12 protein-coding genes and 1 pseudogene are annotated in these 21,800 nt (G+C 68.5%); 9 read left to right on the plus strand and 4 right to left on the minus strand.

Features of this window, described 5'->3' with window-relative positions; translation table 11 throughout:
* The first annotated feature begins 130 nt into the window (after positions 1 to 130).
* From M2282_RS24450 to M2282_RS24475, 6 genes and pseudogenes are all read left to right on the plus strand, one after another.
* Positions 131 to 349, plus strand: coding sequence for a hypothetical protein (locus M2282_RS24450; RefSeq protein WP_280811359.1), 219 nt, complete (start codon positions 131 to 133; stop codon positions 347 to 349).
* Positions 346 to 8,550: a GH36-type glycosyl hydrolase domain-containing protein gene (locus M2282_RS24455; protein ID WP_280811360.1), complete on the plus strand. Its 8,205-nt coding sequence runs from the start codon at positions 346 to 348 to the stop codon at positions 8,548 to 8,550. Before M2282_RS24450 ends, M2282_RS24455 begins: the two co-directional genes overlap by 4 nt.
* Positions 8,551 to 8,580: 30 nt before the next feature.
* On the plus strand, positions 8,581 to 9,108 hold the full coding sequence (locus tag M2282_RS24460; protein ID WP_280811361.1) for a hypothetical protein: 528 nt from the start codon (positions 8,581 to 8,583) through the stop codon (positions 9,106 to 9,108).
* 198 nt (positions 9,109 to 9,306) lie between these two features.
* Positions 9,307 to 10,548: an MFS transporter gene (locus M2282_RS24465; protein ID WP_280811362.1), complete on the plus strand. Its 1,242-nt coding sequence runs from the start codon at positions 9,307 to 9,309 to the stop codon at positions 10,546 to 10,548.
* A gap of 610 nt (positions 10,549 to 11,158) precedes the next feature.
* A pseudogene (locus tag M2282_RS31110) lies at positions 11,159 to 11,230 on the plus strand (ESPR domain-containing protein); the annotation flags it as partial.
* A gap of 225 nt (positions 11,231 to 11,455) precedes the next feature.
* Positions 11,456 to 15,034 carry a YadA-like family protein gene (locus M2282_RS24475; protein WP_280811364.1) on the plus strand — a complete coding sequence of 1,193 codons (3,579 nt, stop codon included), beginning with the start codon at positions 11,456 to 11,458 and terminating at the stop codon, positions 15,032 to 15,034.
* 112 nt (positions 15,035 to 15,146) lie between these two features.
* Here M2282_RS24475 and M2282_RS24480 read toward each other — a convergent pair whose 3' ends face one another.
* Positions 15,147 to 16,067, minus strand: coding sequence for a LysR family transcriptional regulator (locus tag M2282_RS24480; RefSeq protein WP_280811365.1), 921 nt, complete (start codon positions 16,065 to 16,067; stop codon positions 15,147 to 15,149).
* A 48-nt stretch (positions 16,068 to 16,115) separates the two neighbouring features.
* Between M2282_RS24480 and M2282_RS24485 the strand changes: the two genes are divergently transcribed.
* Both M2282_RS24485 and M2282_RS24490 read left to right on the plus strand, forming a co-directional pair.
* The gene (locus M2282_RS24485; protein ID WP_280811366.1) at positions 16,116 to 16,649 is read left to right on the plus strand and encodes a GNAT family N-acetyltransferase; all 534 of its coding nucleotides are present in this window, start codon (positions 16,116 to 16,118) and stop codon (positions 16,647 to 16,649) included.
* A gap of 93 nt (positions 16,650 to 16,742) precedes the next feature.
* A complete protein-coding gene (locus M2282_RS24490; protein WP_280811367.1) occupies positions 16,743 to 17,222 on the plus strand; it encodes a winged helix-turn-helix transcriptional regulator in 480 nt (159 codons plus the stop codon).
* Positions 17,223 to 17,228: 6 nt separating this feature from the next.
* Here M2282_RS24490 and M2282_RS24495 read toward each other — a convergent pair whose 3' ends face one another.
* Genes M2282_RS24495 through M2282_RS24505 form a run of 3 tightly spaced genes read right to left on the minus strand, consistent with a single transcriptional unit; the run spans position 17,229 to position 20,358 of the window.
* Complete coding sequence (locus M2282_RS24495; protein ID WP_280811368.1) at positions 17,229 to 18,500, minus strand: AI-2E family transporter; 1,272 nt, start codon at positions 18,498 to 18,500, stop codon at positions 17,229 to 17,231.
* Positions 18,497 to 19,249: a LytR/AlgR family response regulator transcription factor gene (locus M2282_RS24500; RefSeq protein ID WP_280811369.1), complete on the minus strand. Its 753-nt coding sequence runs from the start codon at positions 19,247 to 19,249 to the stop codon at positions 18,497 to 18,499. Before M2282_RS24500 ends, M2282_RS24495 begins: the two co-directional genes overlap by 4 nt.
* Positions 19,246 to 20,358, minus strand: a complete 1,113-nt coding sequence (locus tag M2282_RS24505; RefSeq protein ID WP_280811370.1) for a sensor histidine kinase — start codon at positions 20,356 to 20,358, stop codon at positions 19,246 to 19,248. Before M2282_RS24505 ends, M2282_RS24500 begins: the two co-directional genes overlap by 4 nt.
* A gap of 22 nt (positions 20,359 to 20,380) precedes the next feature.
* Here M2282_RS24505 and argH point away from each other — a divergent pair, with 22 nt between their 5' ends.
* Complete coding sequence (gene argH, locus M2282_RS24510) at positions 20,381 to 21,778, plus strand: argininosuccinate lyase (protein ID WP_280811371.1); 1,398 nt, start codon at positions 20,381 to 20,383, stop codon at positions 21,776 to 21,778.
* Positions 21,779 to 21,800: the final 22 nt, after the last annotated feature.

Genomic DNA, 21,800 nt, shown 5'->3' on the forward strand with positions numbered 1-21,800 from the left:
TGCGCCCTCTCCTACATCCACAGTCGGCAATGAGGAACCCGTAAGGTCATTTAAAAGAGTACGGTCGGACACGTTCACAGTTCTCGCAATCGCGCGGCAGCTCGAAGTCGTTTCACAGGAGCCCGTTGCAATGTCAGTCCCGCAGTCCCTTACCCATTCGCAAGTCGATTTCGTCAGCGACGACTTCGAAGCCCTGGCTTCCCACATGCGCCATTGCGCGCGTGCCCACGGGCGATGGTTCTCGGTGCGAAGCCACATGCAACGTGTGCGCGCACTCGCTGCGGGCCGCATTGTCACGATGGCCTGCATGGCCGTGGTTCTCGCCATCGGTCTCTTCGCGATCGCTTGAGCGCCGCAGCCGTCGTCGACCGCCTCCAGGGGCTCAGTCACTACGCCCGGACTCTTCTCCTGGGTCCTCATGACCCCGTAGCCCTTCCGATCCGCGCCGAACTCTTCGGCGCCCAACGTTTCGAGCAGCACGGCCACAGCCTCGCGCGTGCGCAGGTGGTGAAAGAAGACCGTCGCCGCGCCGGCGAAGGCGCGCCGTTTTTTCCGCGCGTTGACGAAAACCTCGAGTCGCTGCGCGCCGCATTCGACTACATCGCGCGGATCTCGCAGAGCGGGCGCTATGTGTCGCCGGCGGCCGAGTGGCTGCTCGACAACTTCCACCTCGTGGAGGCGCAGCTCCAGCAGATCCACGACGGCGTGCCGCGCAGCTACTACGCGCGCCTGCCCAAGCTGGCGACGCCGCCGCTCGCGGGCCTGCCGCGCGTGTACGGCATTGCGTGGGCCTATGTGGCGCACACCGACAGCGTGCTCAACAAGACGCTGTTCACCGCCTTCCTCAACGCCTACCAGGACATCGACGAACTCACGCTCGGCGAACTCTGGGCGCTGCCCACCACCTTGCGCGTGGTGCTGCTCGAAAACCTGCGCCGCGTGGCCGAGAGCATTGCCGAGAACAAGGTCGCGCGCGAGATCGCGCATGCGGCCTGGGATGCGGCGCCGGATCTTTCTGCACATGACCTCGACGTGCTCTACCGCGCGCTGCAAAGCCACGGCCTGCAGGACAACTACCTCACGCAGCTCTGGCAGCGCCTGCCGGTCGAGCATGGCGAGAACATGCCCGCGCTGGTGCGCTGGACCGAGCAGCACTGCCCCAGCGGCCCCGCGCTGATCAACGACGCGCAGAACGCGCAGGCGGCCGCCAATCTCACGGTCGGCAACATCATCACCACGCTGCGCATGATCGGCCAGGTCGAGTGGAGCGACCTGATCGAGCCGGTGAGCCGGTCGCTGCGCGTGCTGCGCGAGTTGCCCAGCTTCGCGAGCGAAAGCGAACTCACCCGCCAGCAGATCACGCATGCGATGGAACGGGTAGCGCGCGACACCGAGCAGCCCGAGCGCGAAGTGGCCGAGGCCGTCGTGCGCATGGCGGCGAGCGCGCCGGCCGACGACGCCGCGGCCGAGACCGACCGTGCCGACGGCACCGCCGGCTACTACCTCTTCGGTCAGGGCCGCGCGGCCCTGATCGCTGCGTTGCAATCCGGTGGGAAGACAGGCCGCCCATCGCGCACCGGGGCCACATGCAGCCATCGCAACTGGCGCCTGCCTGCCTACCTGCTGTCCGTCGCCGTGGGCGCGGCCTTGCTGCTCGCGGTCGTGGCGCACGGCCTGCCGCACCGCGGCGACTGGGTCACCGTGGCCGCGCTCTTCCTGCTCGCATGGCCGCTCTCCGAAGCCTTGCTCGCGCTGGCGCAGCGGATCATGGCGGAGTCGGTGCGCGTGCAGGCACTGCCACGCCTGGATTTCGCGGGCGGCATTCCCGAGCGGCACCGCACGCTCGTCGTCATTCCCACGCTGCTGACCTCCGCCGCGAGCAACGCGCAGCTCGCGCACCGCCTCGAACTGCACTGGCTCGCCAACCGCGAGCAGCACGCGCAGTTCGCGCTGCTGACCGACTGGGCCGACGCGCCGCAAGCCTCGCTGCCCGCAGACGCGCCGCTGCTCGAAGACGCCATCGAACGCATCGCCGCGCTCAACGCGAAGTACCCCGCACCAGACGGCACGGCACAGCGCTTCCTGGTGCTGCACCGCCCGCGCACCTGGAGCGACACCGAAGAACGCTGGATGGGCTGGGAGCGCAAGCGCGGCAAGCTCGAGATGCTGGTGCACCTGCTGGCGACCGGCAATACCAGCGATATCGGCGGCTTCCTGCCGCTCGCGCCGGGCCAGCAACTGGCTGCGGGCCGGACGCCCTATGTGCTGACGCTCGACAGCGACACGGGCCTTCCGCCCGGCGCGCTGCGCGACCTGGTGTCGATCGCAGCGCACCCGCTCAACGCGCCCGAGGTCGACGCAGAAAGCCGCCGCGTCGTCGCGGGCTTCGGCATCCTGCAGCCGCGCATCGTGACGCCCTTTCCGATGCGCAACGAGCGCTCGCCCTTCCACTGGATGTTCGCCGGACAGTGCGGGCTCGACCCCTACGGCAGCGGTGCCTCCGACATCTACCAGGACGTGTTCGGCAGCGGCTCCTTCACCGGCAAGGGCCTCTTGAACGTGCGTGCGGTGCACGCCACGCTGGACGGCCGCCTTCCCGACAGCGCGGTGCTGAGCCACGACCTGCTCGAAGGCACGGTCGCGCGCTGCGCAATGGTGAGCGACGTGGTGCTGGTCGAAGACCATCCGCATCACGCCGGCGTGGCCGCCTCGCGCGTGCACCGCTGGGTGCGCGGCGACTGGCAATTGCTGCCGCTGATGTGGCGCGCCCGGCGCTTCGGCATCGACGCGCTGGGCCTCTGGAAGATGGGCGACAACCTGCGGCGCTCGCAGGTGGTGCCGGCGTCCTTCGCGCTGCTGGTGCTGGTGATCTTCACGCAGGCGATGCCGCTCGGCTGGGCGCTGGCCGCAGTCGGCTCGGCCCTCGTGCTCGGTCCCTTGCTCGGCGCGCTCGCCGGGCTGGTGCCGACGCGCCGTGCCATCGAACTGCGCCACTTTTTCGACGTGGGCGCGGTCGAGTTGCTGCGCGCCCTGGCCAGCGCGGCATGGCAGTTCGTGCAACTCGCGGCGCAGACGCGGCTGCTGCTCGATGCGGCGTTTCTCGCGACCTGGCGACTCGTTGTCAGCCGCAAGCACTTGCTGCAATGGACCACGGCCGCCCAGGCGCAGGCCCAGTCCAGCCAGCAGTTGCTGCCATTCCTTCGCAGTGGCGCCATCGGCACCCTGATCTGCCTGGCGCTCGCGGTGGCGGCGCACTGGAGCGCGTACCCGGTGATCGGCCCGCTGCTGTTCGTCCTTTGGGCGCTGGCGCCTGTGGCGGCATGGTGGAGCAGCCGCGTCAATGCCGAAGTGCCCGATCCGCTGAGTGCCCAGCAGCGCAGCTACCTCGAAAACCTCGCGCATGACACCTGGCTGTTCTTCGAGCATGTGGTCGGCCCCGATGACAACCACCTGCAGCCCGACAACCTGCAGCTGGAGCCGCAGCCCACCATCGCCCATCGCACCTCGCCGACCAACATCGGCATGTACCTGCTGGCGGCGTGTTGCGCGCGCGAGTTCCGCTGGATCGACACGGCGGCACTGCTCGCCCGCATCACCGCCACGCTAGACACCGTGGACCGCATGCAGAAGCACCAGGGCCATCTTTTCAACTGGTACGACACGCAGACCCTGAAGCCGCTGCCGCCGGACTATGTCTCCAGCGTGGACAGCGGCAACTTCGCGGGCCACCTCGTGGCGGTGGCGCAGGCCTGCCGCACCTTTTCGGCGGAGGGCTGCGAGACCCACGAGGCGCCCGCACTCGAAGCCCTCGCGCAACGCTGCGACGCGCTGCACGCCGGCATGGATTTCAGCGGCCTCTACGACGCCAAGCGCCACCTGTTCCACATCGGCCTGCGCGTCGAGGAGAACGTGCTCGACGCGAGCTACTACGACCTGCTGGCTTCCGAGTCGCGCCTCCTGAGCTTCCTGGCGATTGCCAAGGGCGATGTGCCGCGCCGCCACTGGATGGCGCTGGGCCGGCCGTTCCTGCTCGTGGGTTTCGAGCCCAGCCTCAAATCGTGGTCGGGCTCGATGTTCGAGTACCTGATGCCGGCGCTCGTGATGTCCGAGCCCGAAGACGGCCTGCTGCAGGTGGCCAACACCGCGGCCATCGCCGAGCAGCAGGCCTTCGGCCGCGCGCAGAACCTGCCGTGGGGCGTTTCGGAATCGGCCTACTTCGCGCAGGACCACTCGCTCGCCTACCAGTACTCGCCCTTCGGCGTGCCGCGCCTCGCGCTGCGCCGCACGCCGCCCACCGACCGCGTGATCGCGCCCTATGCGAGCGCGATGGCCGCGGTGCTGGCACCGGCCGCTGCGGTGGCCAATCTCGAACGGCTCGAATCGCTGGGCGCGCGCGGCGAGTTCGGCTTTCACGACGCGGTGGACTTCACCGCGTCGCGCCAGGCCGAGGGCCAGGACTACACCGTGGTGCGCAACTTCATGGCGCACCACCAGGGCATGTCGCTGGTGGCGTTGTGCAACGTGCTGCGGGGCGACGCACCGCGCCGCTGGTTCGGCAGCGCGGCGCTGGTGCAGGCGCACGAATCGCTGCTGCACGAGCGCACGCCGCGGCAGATCATCGGCAGCGCCGATCCGCGCACGCCGCCCGAACCCAGCCAGACCGAGCTGGCGCCGTTGTTCCAGCCGCGCCTGGTCGATCCGATGGCAGCCGGTTTCCAGCCCACGCACCTGCTGTCGAACGGCCGCTACACGGTCGCGCTGCGCGCCAACGGCGCGGGCGTGAGCCGCTGGCGCTCGTTCAACGTGACGCGCTGGCGCGACGACCCGCTGCGCGACAGCCACGGCACCTTCTTCTACATCCGTGATGAAGGACAGGAAGGCCAGCGCCAGCTCACCTCGCTCACCGCGCTGCCCGCACCTGGCGCCGACTGGCTCTACCGCACCCGCTTCCTGGCCGACCAGGTGCAGTTCGATGCGGCCGGCCCCGGCCTGCAGGTGCGCACCACGGTGCTCATCAGCCCCGAGGACGACACCGAGCTGCGCAACATCACGCTGCACAACTCGGGTGAGGAAACGCGCACGCTCGAACTAATCTCGTACTTCGAGCCGGTGCTCTCGAATCCCAAGGCCGACGAGGCGCATCCGGCCTTCGCCAACCTGTTCGTCGAGTCGCGCTGGGAACCCGCGTGGCGCGCGCTGCTGCTGTCGCGCAAGGCCCGGCTGCATGGCGATGCGGTGGTGGCGGCCGCGCACTTCGTTGCCTCGGTCGATGCCAATGTGCTGTCCATCGACTGCATGACCGACCGGCGCGCCTTCATCGGCCGCAACCGCTCGCTCGCGAGCCCCGCGCTCGATCCGCAACCGCTGGGCGCCAACGGCAAGCCGGTGAACGGCCTGGACCCGATCGCGTGCCTGCGCGTGCGCCTGTCGATCGCGCCGGGCGCCACCGCGCGCCTGAGCTTCGCGACCGCCGCCGACGAAAGCATCGAGGCGCTGATGCCCAGCATCGACCGCTACATGCAGCCGATGCATGTGGAGCGCGCCACGCGCATGGCCGCCACGCTGGCGCAGGTGCGCCTTCGCGACCTGAGCATCGCGCCCGCGCAGAACCTGGCGCTGCAGGACCTCACGACCATCCTCACCTACACCACGCCGCGCGTGATGAAGGACCGGGGGCTCATCGACCTGCGGCAGATCTGGCGCTTCGGCATCTCGGGCGACAAGCCCATCGTGCTGGTCTACATCCATTCGATGAACGGCATGGGGCTCATCAACACGCTCTTGCGCGCGCAGCCGTGGTGGGGCTTCGGCGGCGTGGCCTGCGACCTGGTGGTGCTCAACAGCGAGCCCAACTCCTACCTGATGCCGCTGCAGCGCGAGATCGAGACCCTGCGCACCCGCGTGCAGCAGCAGACCCAGAACAGCTTTCCGCGCAACGACACGGCCGGCTTCTACCTGTTGCGCGACCACGAGGTGGCGCCGTCGGAAAAGGCTGCACTCTCCAGCCTCGCGCGCGTGGTGTTCACGGCGGACGGACGCGCCCTCGAAGTGCAGGTGGCCGCGTTGCACGAAGCGCGCAGCCCGACGATCGCCGACGACAGCAGCGCGCCGGTGCCGCAGCGCACGCCGCTCCTGATGCGCTCGGCCGCGGCCCAGTCGACCCAGCCCGCGACCATGCCGATGACGGCGCCCACCGGCCGCTTCGATGCAGAGAGCGGCGAGTTCCGCTTCGACGTCGACATGGACAACCGCACGCCGCGCCCCTGGGTCAACGTGATCGCCAACGCCAACTTCGGCTTCCAGGTGTCCGAGTGGGGCACGGGCTTCACCTGGGCCGGCAACAGCCGCATGCACCAGGTCACGCCGTGGTCGAACGACCCGGTGCAGGACCCGGCCTTCGAGCACTACCTGCTGCAGGACCTTTCCACGCGCGAGCTGCTGCCGCTCACGCCGGCCGGCCAGGGCGCCAGCGGCTCCGAAGACGTTCGCCACCGCGTGCGGCACGGGCAGGGCTACTCGGTCTTCGAATGCCGGCTGCGCAACCTGACGCTCAGGACCACCTTCTTCGCGGACCGGGACGATGCCGTCAAGCTGGTGCAGGTGCGCGTGCATAACGAGGGCGCGAACCAGCGGCGCCTGCGCGCGCTCGGCATGGTCGAGTGGCAGATGGGTGCGGCACGCGGCGAGCGGCGCACGGTGCATTGCTGGAAGCCGGAAGACCAACCCGCGGTGTTCGGCCAGCAGCGCGAATCGGGCGGCGGCTTCGGCGGGAGCACGGCTTTCCTGCTGCTCGCGGGATTGCCGGGCGCGACACAGTGGACCTGCGACCGCAACGAGTTCTTCGCGGGCCACGGCATCGTCGAAGTGCCCGAAACGCTCGCGCGGCGCGCGGGCAGCGGCCTCGATGCCTGCGCGGCCATCGCCGGCGAGTTCGTCGTCGGCGCCGGCGAGACCGCGGAATTCACCTTCGTGCTGGGCCATGCCGACACCGCAGATGCCGCGCTGGACCTGGCGCACCGCTGGCGGCAGCGCGACATCCCTGAAGCACTGGCTCAGGTGCGCGGCTTCTGGGACGAACTGCTCGGCCGCCTCGCGGTGCGCACGCCCGATCCGCTCTTCGATGCGATGGTCAACCGCTGGCTCATCTACCAGACGCTGGCCTGCCGGCTCTGGTCGAAGGCCGGCTTCTACCAGGCGGGCGGCGCCTTCGGTTTCCGCGACCAGCTGCAGGACGCGATGGCTTTCGCGCTCACCGATCCGGCGCGGCTGCGCGATCAGATCCTCGTCAACGCCGCGCGCCAGTTCCCCGAGGGCGACGTGCAGCACTGGTGGCACATGCCCGGCGGCGCCGGCGTGCGCACGCATTTCTCGGACGACCTGCTGTGGCTGCCGTTCGCGACGGCGCACTATGTCGAAGTGACCGGCGATGCCTCGCTGCTCGACCAGGTGGTCGGCTTCATCGAAGGCCCCGCGATTCCCGACGGTGCCGAAGACGCCTACTACGCACCGCAGAACAACGGCCGCACGGCCACCGTGTTCGACCACGGCGCGCGCGCCATCGATCGCAGCCTCAAGACCGGCGTGCACGGCCTGCCGCTGATGGGCACGGGCGACTGGAACGACGGCATGAACCGCGTCGGCCACGAAGGCCGCGGCGAATCGGTGTGGCTCGCGTGGTTCCTGTGCAGCGTGGTGGAGCACTACGCGCCCATCGCCGAGGCGCGCGGCGAACACCAGCGCGCGGCGCGCTGGACCGAAGCGCGCCGAGGCTGGATCGCCGCGCTGCACGACGCAGGCTGGGACGGCGAATGGTTCCGCCGCGCCTTCTTCGACAACGGCGCGCCGCTGGGCTCGTCGGCGAACGACGAATGCCGCATCGACCTGATCGCGCAGGCGTGGTCGGTGCTCTCGGGCGCATCGGACGAAGCGCACACCGGCCCGGCGATGGCCGCCGTGAAGAAGCACCTGCACGACGAGCCGGCGGGCCTGCTGCGCCTGTTGACGCCGCCCTTTGCGCACTCGACCAACAACCCGGGCTACATCCAGGCCTACCCGCAGGGCGTGCGCGAGAACGGCGGACAGTATTCGCACGGCGCGGTGTGGGCGCTGATGGCGCAGGCGCTGCAGGGCGACCATGAAGCCGCGTGGCAGAGCTTCGAGGGGCTGAGCCCGGCGCACCGCGCCACGCATCCGGAGCGCGGACCGGCCTACGAGCTGGAGCCCTACGTGATGGCGGGCGACATCTACGGCGCCGCGCCGTATGTGGGCCGGGGCGGCTGGAGCTGGTACACCGGCTCGGCCGCATGGCTGCACCGCGCCTCCGTCGAAACGCTGCTGGGGCTGAGCGTGAAGGGCAGGCAGCTCTCGCTGACGCCGCACGTGCCCGCGCACTGGCCGGGCTTCGAGATCGCATTGCGGCTCGGCGGGCGCAGCCTCACGCTGCAATGGGGCGCACCCGAGGTGGCCGCCACGCCCACGCACCATGTGGCCGTGGGCGAATGGATCGACTGGCAGGCGCTGCCGGCGAACGCCGTGCTGCGCGTCGGTTAAGGTCCGCGGGCCGATTCCACACGCACGCCCATGACCAAGATCCAGTTCCGCCGCAAGCTCATCGTCATCATCCTGCTGTGCGTGGCGGTCACGGGCGCGGTGGTGCGGCACTATGCGGAGCGCGGCACGACCACCCGCGACATCGCCACGCTGCTGATGGTGCTGTGGGTGCCGATCATCGGCAACGTGATCGCGTGGCTCATCGGCAAGCTGCCGCGCCGCGCACCACCGCCCGAACCCGTGACCTTCGATGCGCTGGGTGCGTTCACGCCGCATCTGCTGGCCGACATCACGTTGCGCCCGCCGGCACTGCCAGTTCACGACGTGCCGCTCGGCGCCGGGGAATACCGCTGCGCGCTGGTGATCGACAACGAAGGTTTTTCCGCGCGGTGGTTCGTGCCGCCGGGCGACGCGCTGGAGCGCGGCAAGGCGCATCCGCTCGACATCGAGTTCCTGACGCCGGAGCTCGCCAGGCCCCGCTTTGCGCAAGGTGCGGACTTTCGTGTGCTGGTCGGCGATTCGTTCATTGCCGACGGCCGGGTCGTGCAGTTCAGATAGCGGAGCGTGGTGGCGACAGCCACCATTGCGAAGCCTCCCGCCGCCACGGGGTTGCAAAAAGGGGCGATTGTTCGCCCACGGGAAACTGACTACTGCCCCGAGGCCCCTTGGTCTCGCGGGCGTCCGCTTCCACACTTCCTGGACTCCCGCAACAAGCATCGGCACGCGCTTCGCCGATGCGCTCCAGGACCCCTCTTCATGATGAATGCACCCAGCAGCAATCCCTGCATCGACGACCTGTCGTCGTCGCCCGGGCAGGTCGCGACGACCCGCTCCGCCTGGCTCGCCGTCGGCTCCATTGCCGTCGGCACCTTCGCGATGGTCTCGACCGAGTTCATGCCCATCGGCCTTCTCACCGACATCGCGCGCGGCCTGAACGTCTCCGACGGCACGGCCGGCCTGATGGTCACCATGCCCGGCGTGCTCGCCGCCTTCGCCGGGCCGGCGCTGATCGTCGCCTCGGGCAAGCTGGATCGGCGCACCGTGCTGATCGCGCTCACCACCTTGCTGATCGCCTCGAACCTGCTCGCAGCCTTTGCGCCCAACTTCGCCACGATGCTCGTCGCGCGCCTGCTGCTCGGCCTGTGCGTGGGCGGCTTCTGGACCTTCGCACCCGCGGCCGCCACGCAGTTGGTGCCCGACGCCTCGAAGGCGCGCGCCATGTCGCTGGTGCTGGCCGGCGTGTCGGCCGCCACCGTGCTCGGCGTGCCCGCGGGTTCGTTCCTCGGCACGCTGTTCGGCTGGCGCGCTTCGTTCGCGGTGACCGGCGCGCTCGCCGCGGTGGTGCTGCTGGTTCAGCTGTGGCTGCTGCCTGCGATTCCGCCGGTGCGCGCCATCGGCGCCCGCGACCTGCTGACGCCGCTCACGCGCCGCATGGCGCAGGTCGGGCTGCTTGCGGTGCTGTTCTTCATCGCCGGCCATTTCGCGGCCTACACGTACCTCAAGCCGCTGCTGCAGCAGGTGTTCGGCCTGGAACCCAACGCGGTGTCGACGCTGCTGCTGGTCTACGGCGCGGTCGGCTTCATCGGCACCTTCGTCGGTGGCAGCCTGGTGGCGCGCAGCGTGCGCGGCACCACCTTGCTGGCGGCGCTGATGCTCGCGACGGCGCTGCTGCTGTCCACGATGATCGGCAGCGGCTTCGTGCCCGGCGCGGTGGTGGTCTTCATCTGGGGCGTGGCCTTCGGCCTGATCCCGGTGGCGCTCACCGGCTGGATGATGGAAGCCGTGCCCGATGCCCCCGAAGCCGGCCAGGCGCTGCTCGTGAGCGGCTTCCAGGTCGCGATCGCCTCCGGTGCGCTCATCGGCGGGCTGACGGTCGACAACTTCGGCATCTCCAGCGCGATGGTGCTCAGCGGCGTGCTGGTGCTGATCGCCGCGCTGATCGTCGGGACGCTGGGCCGCGCGCGCGGCGGCGCGCCGCTGGCGGCCATTCCGGAATAACGAAACTGGCGCCCCCGCACGGACCCGCCTGGCCGGGCCCGTGCATCCCGCGGTGAAGCGCGCGTTGCCCGCGCACATCGCCGGGAGGCCGTCGAACGCAGCATCTACCGAGCCATGCGTTGCTCGGGGTGCCGTGGCAGGGCAGGCAGCCCGCGTCAAGCTGCCTGCGCCGGTGCGCTGCAAGCGCACGGATTCGCGAGCGCGATGCGATCGTCGCCGCCATTCCATCTCCAAATGCATTGATCGAAATTCGAACAACCGAAATCGATTGCAAAACAAATGCAGTGATCCAGACAAATTATTGACAATTGATTTTGAAATGCAATCAATTGAACATCCGCGACGGCCGAGTGCGGCAAATTGCACAAAGGAAAATAAAAACCAATAGCCAAAATTGGTTGTTAATAAATGTCTTATTTGTCGAGAAGTATTTCACGCGCCTCAGAAGCTGCGCACTTTTAGACTCGCCGTTCTCGAATTCGAGAGCAAGGTCAATAAAACAAAAACCGCCGAATCCACAAGGCGGTTTTGCTGCAGCTTCTCTCGTATGGCATGTCCATCGAACCGTGGCGCTCGCTGCGAAGACAGCCTGAAATCACTGAAAAATCTCATGAACAAGACATATCGCTCCATCTGGAATGAATCGCTGGGCGCCTGGGTTGCGGTCGGCGAGTTGGAAAAAAGCAAGGGCAAGGCAAGCAAGAGCGGCCGTGCCGGGAACCCTCTGCGATACAGCTCGCTGGCGGCTGCTGTGGCTTTTGCTTTTGGCGGGGCGGCCCCGGCAGCCAATGCGCAGATAACCTGCACAGCCTCCAACCCGATCGTGAATTGCCAACCGGCGGCGGGCGCCACGGACGGTTTTGGTTTTACGTTCACCGCGAATGCCGACGCGTCCGGAACTGGCAAGTTGCTCAGCTTGCGTGGCGGCGGTGCCGGGGGCGTTGTTCGCAACTACTTCGTCGGCAACTCCGACGTAGCCAACACTTCGAACGTCACGCTGGGCGACGCGGACGCCACGGACTCCACCACGACGATCCTCGCCAACCACTTCCAGGTAGGCAACAGCGCGACCACGGCGTCCGGCGCCAACAGTTCTGCCATCGGCATCGATGCCCGGGCAAGCGCTTCGGACACCATCGCAATCGGCAGCCAGGCGAATGCCTATGGAACCCGAGCCGTTGTGATCGGCACGGGCGCTCGCGCCAACACCTTTGGCACGGCGATCGGTACCTATGCCAACGCCTACGGGCCCAGTTCCGCCGCCTTCGGGCATTCGGCAAGCGCGGAGGGACTGAACTCGACGGCCGTAGGCTTCCAGAGCAATGCCGCAGGCGTCTCGAGCACGGCTTTTGGGGAAAGGGCGAATGCGAGCGGCGGCTTCTCGCTGGCCACCGGCAACGCCGCGAATGCCCAAGGGTATGCGAGCATAGCCATCGGCGCGAGCGCGAGTGCCAGCCAGCACTTGGGTACCGCCATCGGTAACTGGGCCAACGCGAACGGCCATTCGGCGACTGCCATAGGCGCAACCGCGCATGCACTTGGCGACAACAGCCTGGCGATCGGCCTGTTCTCCGTCGCCAACAGCACGGGTGGCGTCGCCATCGGCAATGACGCCAACGCCGTGGCGGCCAATGCGGTGGCCATCGGCACCAGCGCACTGGCCACCGGCGCCGACTCGATCGCCATCGGCGGGGAGTCTTCGGTGAGCGCGACGGCCACCTCGGGTGTCGCGGTCGGACGCGGTGCGGTCGTCAACAGCATCTTCGGCCTCGCCATCGGTGAAGGGGCCAATGCCTCCGGCAGCGGCAGCGGCATCACCGCCATCGGCAATGGCGCGAAAGCAAGCGTTGGAACCAGCACGGCGATTGGCGTCAACGCCAATGCGGCCAACACCGACGCGACGGCGCTCGGCAACGGCGCGTTGGCATCGGGAACACAGGACACGGCGGTCGGCGTCACCGCCAGGGCCACTGGCGGGTCGAGCTCCGCATTGGGCAACGGTGCCAATGCCAGCGGCGGCAATTCGCTGGCGCTGGGTGTCGGCAACGTCGCCTCGAATTTCGCCGCGGTGGCTGTGGGCAACCAGAGCAAGGCATCGGGCTTGCGCAGCATCGCACTGGGCGACCAGGCCAACGCCAGCGCTTCCCATGCGACGGCCATCGGCGCCGGCGCCAATGCCACCCGGTCGGATGCCGTCGCAATCGGCAACGCCAGCAATGCGGCCGGGCAATCTGCCATCGCAATGGGCGTGGGCTCCAGCGCGGCCTATGCCGGCAGCGTTGCCATCGGCTCGGGCAGCACGACAAGCGCTTCGGCTTCCACGGCCACAGGCTTCATCACCGGCGCGACCGCACCGGCCTCCGAGGTGTCGGTGGGCTCGTCTTCGGCGCGGCGCCGCATCACGAACGTGGCCGACGGCGCCGCGCTGCAGGATGCCGTGACGGTGGCCCAGCTGAGCACGGGGTTGAGCACGACCGCCAGCACCATCGGCAGCTTGTCGACGTCCACATCGACGGGCCTGAGCACGGTCTCCAGCGGAATCGGCAGCTTGTCGACGGGCCTGGCCAACTCGGTTCAGTACGACGACGCGAGTCACACCAGGATCACGCTGGGCGGCGTGGGCGCGAAGGCTTCGGTGACGATCACCAACCTTGCTGCGGGTGTGAACCCCACCGACGCGGTGAACTATGGCCAGCTGACATCGCTCTCGACAAGCGTTTCCAGCGGCATCTCCAGCCTGTCCACGGGCTTGAGCGCGACCCACAGCAGCGTGAGCAGCCTGTCGACCTCGACGTCATCGGGTCTGAGCACCGCCACAAGCGGTATCGCGAGCCTCTCGACCGGCCTGAGCTCGACCAACAGCAGCGTGAGCAGCCTGTCGGCTTCAACGTCGTCTGGCCTGAGCACGGCCACCAGCAGCATCGGCAGCCTCTCCACTTCGGCGTCGTCGGGCCTGAGCACGGCCCACAGCAGCGTGAGCAGCCTGTCGACTTCCACCTCGTCCGGCCTGAGCACGGCGACCAGCAGCCTCTCGAGCCTCTCCTCGGGTTTGAGCGCAATCAGCAGCAGCGTGAGCAGCCTCTCTACGTCCACGTCGAGTGGTCTGAGCACAGTGACGAGCAAGGTCTACAGCCTGTCGACCTCGACGTCCTCGGGTCTGAGCACCGCGACAAGCAGCATCTCCAGCCTGTCCACCGCCCTGAGCACAACCAACAGCACGGTCAGCGGCCTGTCGACAGGCATCAGCAGCTCCACCAGCGGCATCTCCAGCCTGTCCGCCGGCCTGAGTTCAGCGACCAGCAGTGTGGGCAGCCTGTCGACTTCCACGTCCTCGGGTCTGAGCACCGCGACGGTCGGCATCGGCAGCCTGTCCACCGGGTTGAGCACCACCAACCTGAATGTCGGCAGCCTGAGCACGGCGGTCGACACCATCTACAACGACGGCACAAAGTACTTCAGCAACAATTCGACGGCGGCGGGCCCCAGGGCCTCCGGCCAGGACGCCGTGGCGATCGGGCCGCAGTCGCTGGCCAGCGGCGCCAACTCCTTTGCGGCCGGCAACGGCGCGAAGGCGATGGCCGACGGAGCGGTGGCGGTCGGCTTCGGCGCGCAGGCCACGGGGGCCAACGCGATTGCCATCGGCACCGGTTCATTGGCCGCAAACGCGCAGGCCATCGGCGTGGATTCCCGCGCCGCCCGCGGCGGCGTGGCGTTCGGCGACGACGCCGACGCCGGCGGCACGGCGATGAGCCATGCGCAGGACATTTCCCATGGCACGGCCATCGGCTTCGGCGCGGTGGTGACGCAGAGCGGCGGCGTGGCGCTGGGTGCGAACTCGGTCGCCTCGACGGCAGCCGGCACGGCGGGGTACATCCCCGGCGGCGCGTCGGCACAAGAGCAGGCCGCCGTCCGGGCGACCACCAGCACGCAGGCCGCCGTGTCGGTCGGCGACGCAGCCAACGGCCAGTTCCGCCAGATCACGGGAGTGGCGGCCGGCACGGCAGACAGCGACGCTGCCAACGTGGCGCAGTTGAGGGCCAGCGCCAGCGCGGTGGCCGCGGGCAGCGTCCAGTACGCCACCCACCCCGACGGCTCGGTCGACTACAACCAGGTCACGCTGGGCAACGGCCAGGCGCCGAACGGCACGCGCGTCTCGAACGTGGCGCCGGGCATCGCGCCCACCGACGCGGTCAACGTGGGCCAGTTGAGGGCCGCGCAGAGCCAGCTGCAGGGCCAGATCGGTGCCACCCAGCGCATTGCGTACTCCGGCATCGCGATGGCCACTGCCATGAGCGCCCTGCCGCAGGCCATGACGCCGGGCAAGACGCTGATGTCCGTGGGCGTGGGCAACTACTCGGGCTACGGCGCGTTCGCCATCGGCTTCTCGTCGCGGTCGGACAACGGCAAGTGGGTCTACAAGGTCAATGGCGGCTACAGCGGCACCAGGCTCAACATCGGCGTCGGCGTCGGCTATGAATTCGATTGACGGCCGTTCGCAGCCGGAACAAGGCGGCCCCTGGAATGGCCTGCCGTCCCGCAGCGGACCCCGGCTCGGCGCAAGCGTTCCGAAGATCCGCCGGTGCGGGACGGAAGCTCGCCTAGCGGTGCGCTTTTCCGGCCGCGACGATTGCATCGAGCACCGCGCGCAAGGCCTTGTTGACCGGCTTGTCGCGCCGCACGACCAGGGCCAGCGTGCGGTGCATGCGTGGGACCAGGCGGCTGGTCCTCAGATCGGGATGAGCGCCTCGGCCCGTCATCGCCATGTGCGGCACGATGCCGTAGCCCAGTCCCGCGGCCACCATCTCCTTCATCGCTTCGACGCTGCCCAGTTCCATCACGGGCTGCGGCTGCAGGCCTGCGGCGGCGAACCAGCGGTCGACCAGCTTGCGCGTGTTGGCCGCAGGCTCGAACAGCACCAGCGGCAGGGCGCCCAGTTCGGCAGGCGTCACCCGCGCCTTCAGCAGTGCGAGGTCGCTGGGGCCGATGGCGACGAACTCGTCGTCGAGCACCGGCACAACGCTCAATGAACGGCCCGCGGCCGGCAGCGTGACCAGCGCAAGGTCGATGCTGTTTTCCTCGACCTTGCGCACATGGTCTTCGGTGTTGCCGGTGCTCACCACGATGCCGAGCGCCGGGAATTGCTCCCGCAGCGCGCGCAGCACGGCCGGCAGGAAATGCAGGCAGGCCGTGGCGCCGGTGCCCAGCCGCACGCGGCCCGTTACGCCGCTGGCGTGGCCGGCCAGGGCATCGAAGGCGTTGTCCACCGCGGTCTCGATGTGGTGCGCATGGCGCAGCAGCTCCAATCCGGCCGGCGTGGCCCGCGCGCGCTTGCCCACGCGCTCGATCAACCGCACCGCGAGCCTGCGCTCCAACTGGCGAACCTGCAGGCTGATGGCTGGCTGCGTGAGTCCGAGCCGGTCGGCCGCGGCCGAGAAGCTCCCGGTTTCGATCACCAGGCCGAAGGACTTGAGCTGGTCGAGGTTGAGCGTCTTTTCCAAAGTATTCCTCATGCTTTGCATAGGCTGCCCAAGCTTCACTTATTGATGAACAATCGTCAAGATTCGGGCATGCCCTCACCGACCCTTCCTCCTCCGGTTTCCGCCACCGTCGAAATCCACGATGCCGAGCCGCACCACATGGCTTCGGTGCTGGCCATCTACAGCCACTATGTGCAGCACGACCTGTGCTCGTTCGAAGAAGAAGTGCCCACCGTCGAGCAGATGCAGGCGCGCCGCACCGAGGTGCTGCGCCGCGGCCTTCCCTACCTTGTCGCGCTGAAGAACGGCGAGGTGGTCGGCTATGCCTACGCGAGCCCCTACCGCGCCCGCTCCGCCTACCGCCACACGGTGGAAGACTCGATCTATGTCGCGCAAGGCATGCACGGCCACGGCATCGGTCGCGCGCTGTTGCAGGCGGTGATCGCGCGCTGCACCGAGAGCGGCTTCACGCAGATGGTGGCGGTGGTCGGCAACAGCGCCAATGCCGGCTCGCAGCGCCTGCACGAAAGCCTCGGCTTCGAGATGGTGGGTGTGCTGCGCAACGTCGGCTTCAAGTTCGGGCGGTGGGTCGACACCGTGCTGATGCAGCGTGCACTGCGCTGAGCCTGCGCCCGGCCCGGCTTGGCTCGCATGGCTGTGCGAGGCATTCAAGTTCTTGTTTGCCACCGGAAGGCCATCCCCCGTCTAATACGGCCCATGGCCAAGAGACGAAGCCTCAAATCAGACACCTGCCCGATGGCGCGCTCGCTCGACATCGTCGGCGACCAATGGTCGCTGCTCATCATCCGCGATGCGTTCGACGGCATGAAGCGCTTCGGCGAATTCCAGCAGAGCCTGGGCGTGGCGAAGAACATCCTCGCGGACCGGCTCAAGAACCTCGTGCAGGAAGGCGTGCTGGCACTGGCGCCCGCCTCCGACGGCACGATGTACCAGGAGTACGTTCTCACGCCCAAGGGCAACGGCCTTTTTCCGGTGGTGGTGGGCCTGCGGCACTGGGGCGAGCAGCACCTCTACGCCAAGGGCGAGGCGCACTCTGTATTGGTCGAGCGGGACAGCGGCAAGCCGGTGCGCAGGCTCGACCTGCGCACCCACGACGGCAAGCCGCTCGACCCTGCCGGCACCTTCGTGAAGAAGCTGCCCCTGAAGGCGGCGCGCGGCAAGGCGCCGCCGCGCTGAGCGGCCCTACTCTCCGAGCAGCTCGCCGATGGGCTGCAGGTCTTCCACCCGGTCGCAGATCGACTTGATCACCATCGTGATCGGAATGCCCAGCAGCAGCCCCCAGATGCCCCAGAGCCAGCCCCAGAAGATCACGCCCACGAACACCGCGACCGGGTTCATGCGGCTGGTGCGGCTGGTGAGCCAGGGCATCAGCAGGTTGCCGATGATGGTGTGGATCGCCAGCGACACGCCGCCCACCAGGATGCCCATCTGCAGGCTGTTGAACTGCAGGAAGGCCACCAGCCCCGCGGCCACCAGCACGATCACCGAGCCGATGTAGGGAATGAGGTTGGTCACGGCGGCGATGATTCCCCAGACGGCCGCGTTCTCCATGCCCATCAGCCAGAACGCGAGGCCGGTCGTCACGCCCACGACCACGCTGACCAATATCTGCACCAGCAGGTAGCGCTCGATGTTGCGGGTGATGTCGTCCAGCACATGCACCGTGACCTTCTTCTTCTGCAGACTCGGTCCGGTGATCTTGATGAGCTTGCGCCGGAAGGTGTCGCCCGAGCACAGCGCAAAGTAGGTGAGGAAGGCCACCAGCGTGAACTGACCCAGCGCGCTCAGGAGGCCCACCGTGCCGCTGAGCAGGTAGTCGCGCACGTTGAAGCCGGGCCGCTCGATGATGACGCGGGCCACGCCGCGCCGCGAGGCGACACGCGCGGAGTTCTCCTCGGCCGCTTTCTCCAGCTGGGCGGCGGCCTGCTGCACGCTTTCGAGCGGCGTGGCGCTGGCGCCCTTGTCGCGGCGCATGGCCTGCCCGAGCTTCTGCGCGGCGACCGGCAGCGAATCGACCAGCTGCGATGCGTTGCCCGAGAGCGAATAACCCGTCCAACCGATGCCGCCGAACAGGCCCACGAGGATGAGCGCCGCGCCGATCCAGCGCGGCAGGTGCCAGCGGTGGAGCATCTCGACCACGGGCGACAACGCATAGGTGAGCAGGAGGCTCAGCATCAGCGGGATGAACACCGCCTGGCCCCATTGCAGCGCGAAGACGCTGGCCAGCACGGCGAGCACGACGAGCGAGGCGCTGCGCACATCCACCGGCATGTGCAGCAGCAGGCGGCGGCGCTGGGCGGCGGCGGGCGTTTCCGCAGGAGCAGGCGCGGGGGAAGGCGGTGTGGGCGTTTGCGGCGCTTGAGGAGGTGCTTCCGCGGCCGGAGGTTCGGGTGCGGGCTCCGGTGCTTGCGCGATCGCGGGTTTGTCGGGGGGAGTGTTCTTCTCTTCGGTCATCGCGCCTCCTTGAGCACTTCGCGCACTGCGGCCAATTGGCGGCGCGACACCGCGACGGGTTCGGGAATCGCATCGAGCCTGAGGGCCCAGCCTTCCGCGTCTTCGCCGTCGTCGTATTTCTCGAGCGCCCGGATGGCCGAGCGGGCCACCAGCGCGTTGCGATGCACCCGCAGGAAGCGGTTCGGATAGCGCTCCTCGAATTCGTTGAGCGAGCCATCGAGGATGTGGCTGCGCGTGGCGGTGCGCACGGTGAGGTACTTGTATTCGGACTTCAGGTAGAGCACCTCGGACAGCGGCACGCGCTCTGCGCGGCCGCGGTCCTGGATCAGCACGGTCTCCGGCACCGCCGGGGCCGCCGCCTGCATCGCGCGGCGCTCCTTCAGGAAGCGCTCGGCCTTCTGCAGCGCCTGCTGCAGCCGCTCGGCGCGCACTGGCTTGGTCAGGTAGTCGACCGCATCGAGCTCGAAAGCCGTGACCGCGTGCGTCGCATGCGCCGTCACGAACACCACGGCCGGCGCATCGGGCCGGCTGCGCAGCGCGCGCGCCACCTCGATGCCATCGACGCCGGGCATGTGCACGTCGAGCAGCACCAGGTCCAGCGCCATCGTGCCCAGGTGCTCCAGCGCCTCGGCGCCCTGCGAAGCCTCGGCCACCACCTCGGCGCCGGGCGCGCTGCAGTCGCGCAGCAGGGTGCGCATGCGGGAACGCGCCAGGGCTTCGTCGTCGACGATCAGGGTCTTGAGGCTCATGATGATTCGGCGGGGATGGCGATGCGCACCCGGTAGTTTTTCTGGTCCATGCCGGCGCTGAACTGCATCTGCATGTCGTGCAACAGGCGCAGCCGGTCGCGCACATTGGCCAGCGCGATGCCGTGGCCGCGCGGCAGCGGCTCGTCGGCCCAGCGCAGCGGCGGCAGGCTGTTGACCACCTCGATCACCACCATGCTGCCGCGCCGCTCGGTGCGGATGCGCAGCTTGGCGCCTTCGGGGCTGGGCTCCACGCCGTGCTTGATGGCGTTCTCGACCAGCGGCTGCAGCAGCAGCGGCGGCAGGCGCGCATTGCTGGCGGCGGCATCGAGGTCCCAGCGGATGCGCAGCCGGTCGCCGAAGCGCACCTGCTCGATGGCCAGGTAGCGCTCGGCCAGCGCGATCTCGTCGGCCAGCGTGCCCGATTCGCCGGGGTCCGCCAGCGCCTGGCGAAACAGCTCGGCCAGGTCTTCGAGCATGGTCTCGGCCTTGGCGGGCTCCTCGCGCACCAGCGCGATGGCGCTGTTGAGCGTGTTGAAGAGAAAGTGGGGGCGGATGCGCGACTGCAGTTCCTCGAGCCGGGCCGTGGTGGCGGCGGGGGTCTGGCCGCGGGCGCGCAGGGCCATCGCCGTCATCACCAGGCCGGCGAACAGCGCCCCGGCCAATGCACTGGCAAGCCACGGCGCGCTCGCAAGCACGCCGGTCAGTCGCAAGAGGCCGCAGCCGTACAGGGAGGCCAGCGCGCCCAGCACGGCACCGGCCGCGTACTGCCATTGACGCGGCAGGCGCCGCAGCTGCTTCTTGAGTCCGCAGGCCGTGACGAGCCACAGCAGGGTGGCAGGCAAGGCGCCGCCAGTGACCGTGGCGGTCTGCACCAGCCACTCGCCCGGCGTACCCGCCACGAACAGCGCGGCCACGGCCACCACCGCCTCGACGAACACCACGGTGCGCAGCACCACGCCGATCTGGCAGGCATCGAACAGCGACGGCCCGCCGCGCAGAGGCGCACGGGCCCTCTCCGACGGCGTCGGGGGCGTGGAGCCAGAGGTGGCCGATAAAATCGCCGGGTTGCGCATCGCGGACATCACAGTTACATCGGGTGACCAACCCATTATTGCCTCCTGGACGGCTCCCATGACCCAAAACCAACTCGACAAGAAATCCGAAGCCTGGTCGGCCCTTTTCTCCGAACCGATGAGCGACCTGGTGAAGCGCTACACCTCCAGCGTCTTCTTCGACAAGCGCCTGTGGCAAGCCGACATCGAAGGCTCCCTCGCCCATGCCGGCATGCTCGCCGCCCAGGGCATCATCCAGAAGCAGGACCACGCCGAAATCGAACGTGGGATGGCGCAGATCCGCAGCGAGATCGAATCGGGCGCCTTCGAGTGGAAGCTCGACCTGGAAGACGTGCACCTGAACATCGAGGCGCGCCTGACCCAGCTCGTGGGCGATGCCGGCAAGCGCCTGCACACCGGCCGCAGCCGCAACGACCAGGTCGCCACCGACGTTCGCCTGTGGCTGCGCGGCGAGATCGACCTCATCGGCGACCTGCTCACCGAACTGCAGAAGGCGCTGGTGGACATCGCCGAGAAGAACGTCGAGGTGATCCTCCCCGGCTTCACCCACCTGCAGGTGGCCCAGCCGGTGAGCTTCGGCCACCACATGCTGGCCTACGTGGAAATGTTCAGCCGCGATGCCGAGCGCATGGGCGAGGTGCGCAGGCGCGTCAACCGCCTGCCGCTGGGCGCCGCCGCCCTCGCCGGCACCAGCTACCCGCTGGACCGCGAACTGGTCGCCAGAACATTGAACATGGACGGCGTCTGCCAGAACAGCCTGGACGCCGTGAGCGACCGCGACTTTGCGATCGAATTCACCGCCGCGGCGAGCCTCTGCATGGTGCACATCAGCCGCATGAGCGAAGAGCTCATCCTGTGGATGAGCCAGAACTTCGGCTTCATCCAGATCGCCGACCGCTTCACGACCGGCTCGTCGATCATGCCGCAGAAGAAGAACCCCGACGTGCCCGAACTGGCCCGCGGCAAGACCGGCCGCGTGGTCGGCCACCTGATGGCGCTCATCACGCTCATGAAGGGGCAGCCCCTGGCCTACAACAAGGACAACCAGGAAGACAAGGAGCCGCTGTTCGACACCGTCGACACGCTCAAGGACACCCTGCGCATCTTTGCCGAGATGATCGGCGGCATCACCGTGAAGCCCGAGGCGATGGAAGCCGCGGCGCTGCGCGGCTACGCCACCGCCACCGACCTGGCCGACTACCTGGTGAAGAAGGGCCTGCCCTTCCGCGACGCGCACGAGACCGTGGCGCATGCCGTGAAGGCAGCGACGTCGCACAAGGTCGACCTGGCCGAACTGCCGCTGTCGGTGCTGCAGCAGTTCAACCCGAACATCGAGAAGGACGTGTACGACGTGCTGAGCCTGCGCGGCTCGCTCAACGCGCGAAACATCCTCGGCGGTACGGCGCCCGCGCAGGTCAAGGCGCAGATCGCGCGCCACCGCAAGCGGCTCGGCTGAGCGCGGCACGGCAAAAACCACC

Origin of the sequence: Variovorax boronicumulans (assembly GCF_029892485.1) — a bacterium.
In the GTDB taxonomy this organism is placed as follows: Bacteria; Pseudomonadota; Gammaproteobacteria; order Burkholderiales; family Burkholderiaceae_C; genus Variovorax; species Variovorax boronicumulans_B.

Coding starts and splice junctions, on each gene's coding strand:
- M2282_RS24495 (WP_280811368.1), bottom strand. CDS start 18,500: ATGACCGAAGAGAAGAACACTCCCCCCGACAAACCCGCGATCGCGCAA.
- M2282_RS24480 (WP_280811365.1), bottom strand. CDS start 16,067: ATGCAAAGCATGAGGAATACTTTGGAAAAGACGCTCAACCTCGACCAG.
- argH (WP_280811371.1), top strand. CDS start 20,381: ATGACCCAAAACCAACTCGACAAGAAATCCGAAGCCTGGTCGGCCCTT.
- M2282_RS24505 (WP_280811370.1), bottom strand. CDS start 20,358: ATGGGTTGGTCACCCGATGTAACTGTGATGTCCGCGATGCGCAACCCG.
- M2282_RS24485 (WP_280811366.1), top strand. CDS start 16,116: ATGCCCTCACCGACCCTTCCTCCTCCGGTTTCCGCCACCGTCGAAATC.
- M2282_RS24450 (WP_280811359.1), top strand. CDS start 131: ATGTCAGTCCCGCAGTCCCTTACCCATTCGCAAGTCGATTTCGTCAGC.
- M2282_RS24460 (WP_280811361.1), top strand. CDS start 8,581: ATGACCAAGATCCAGTTCCGCCGCAAGCTCATCGTCATCATCCTGCTG.
- M2282_RS24465 (WP_280811362.1), top strand. CDS start 9,307: ATGATGAATGCACCCAGCAGCAATCCCTGCATCGACGACCTGTCGTCG.
- M2282_RS24490 (WP_280811367.1), top strand. CDS start 16,743: ATGGCCAAGAGACGAAGCCTCAAATCAGACACCTGCCCGATGGCGCGC.
- M2282_RS24500 (WP_280811369.1), bottom strand. CDS start 19,249: ATGAGCCTCAAGACCCTGATCGTCGACGACGAAGCCCTGGCGCGTTCC.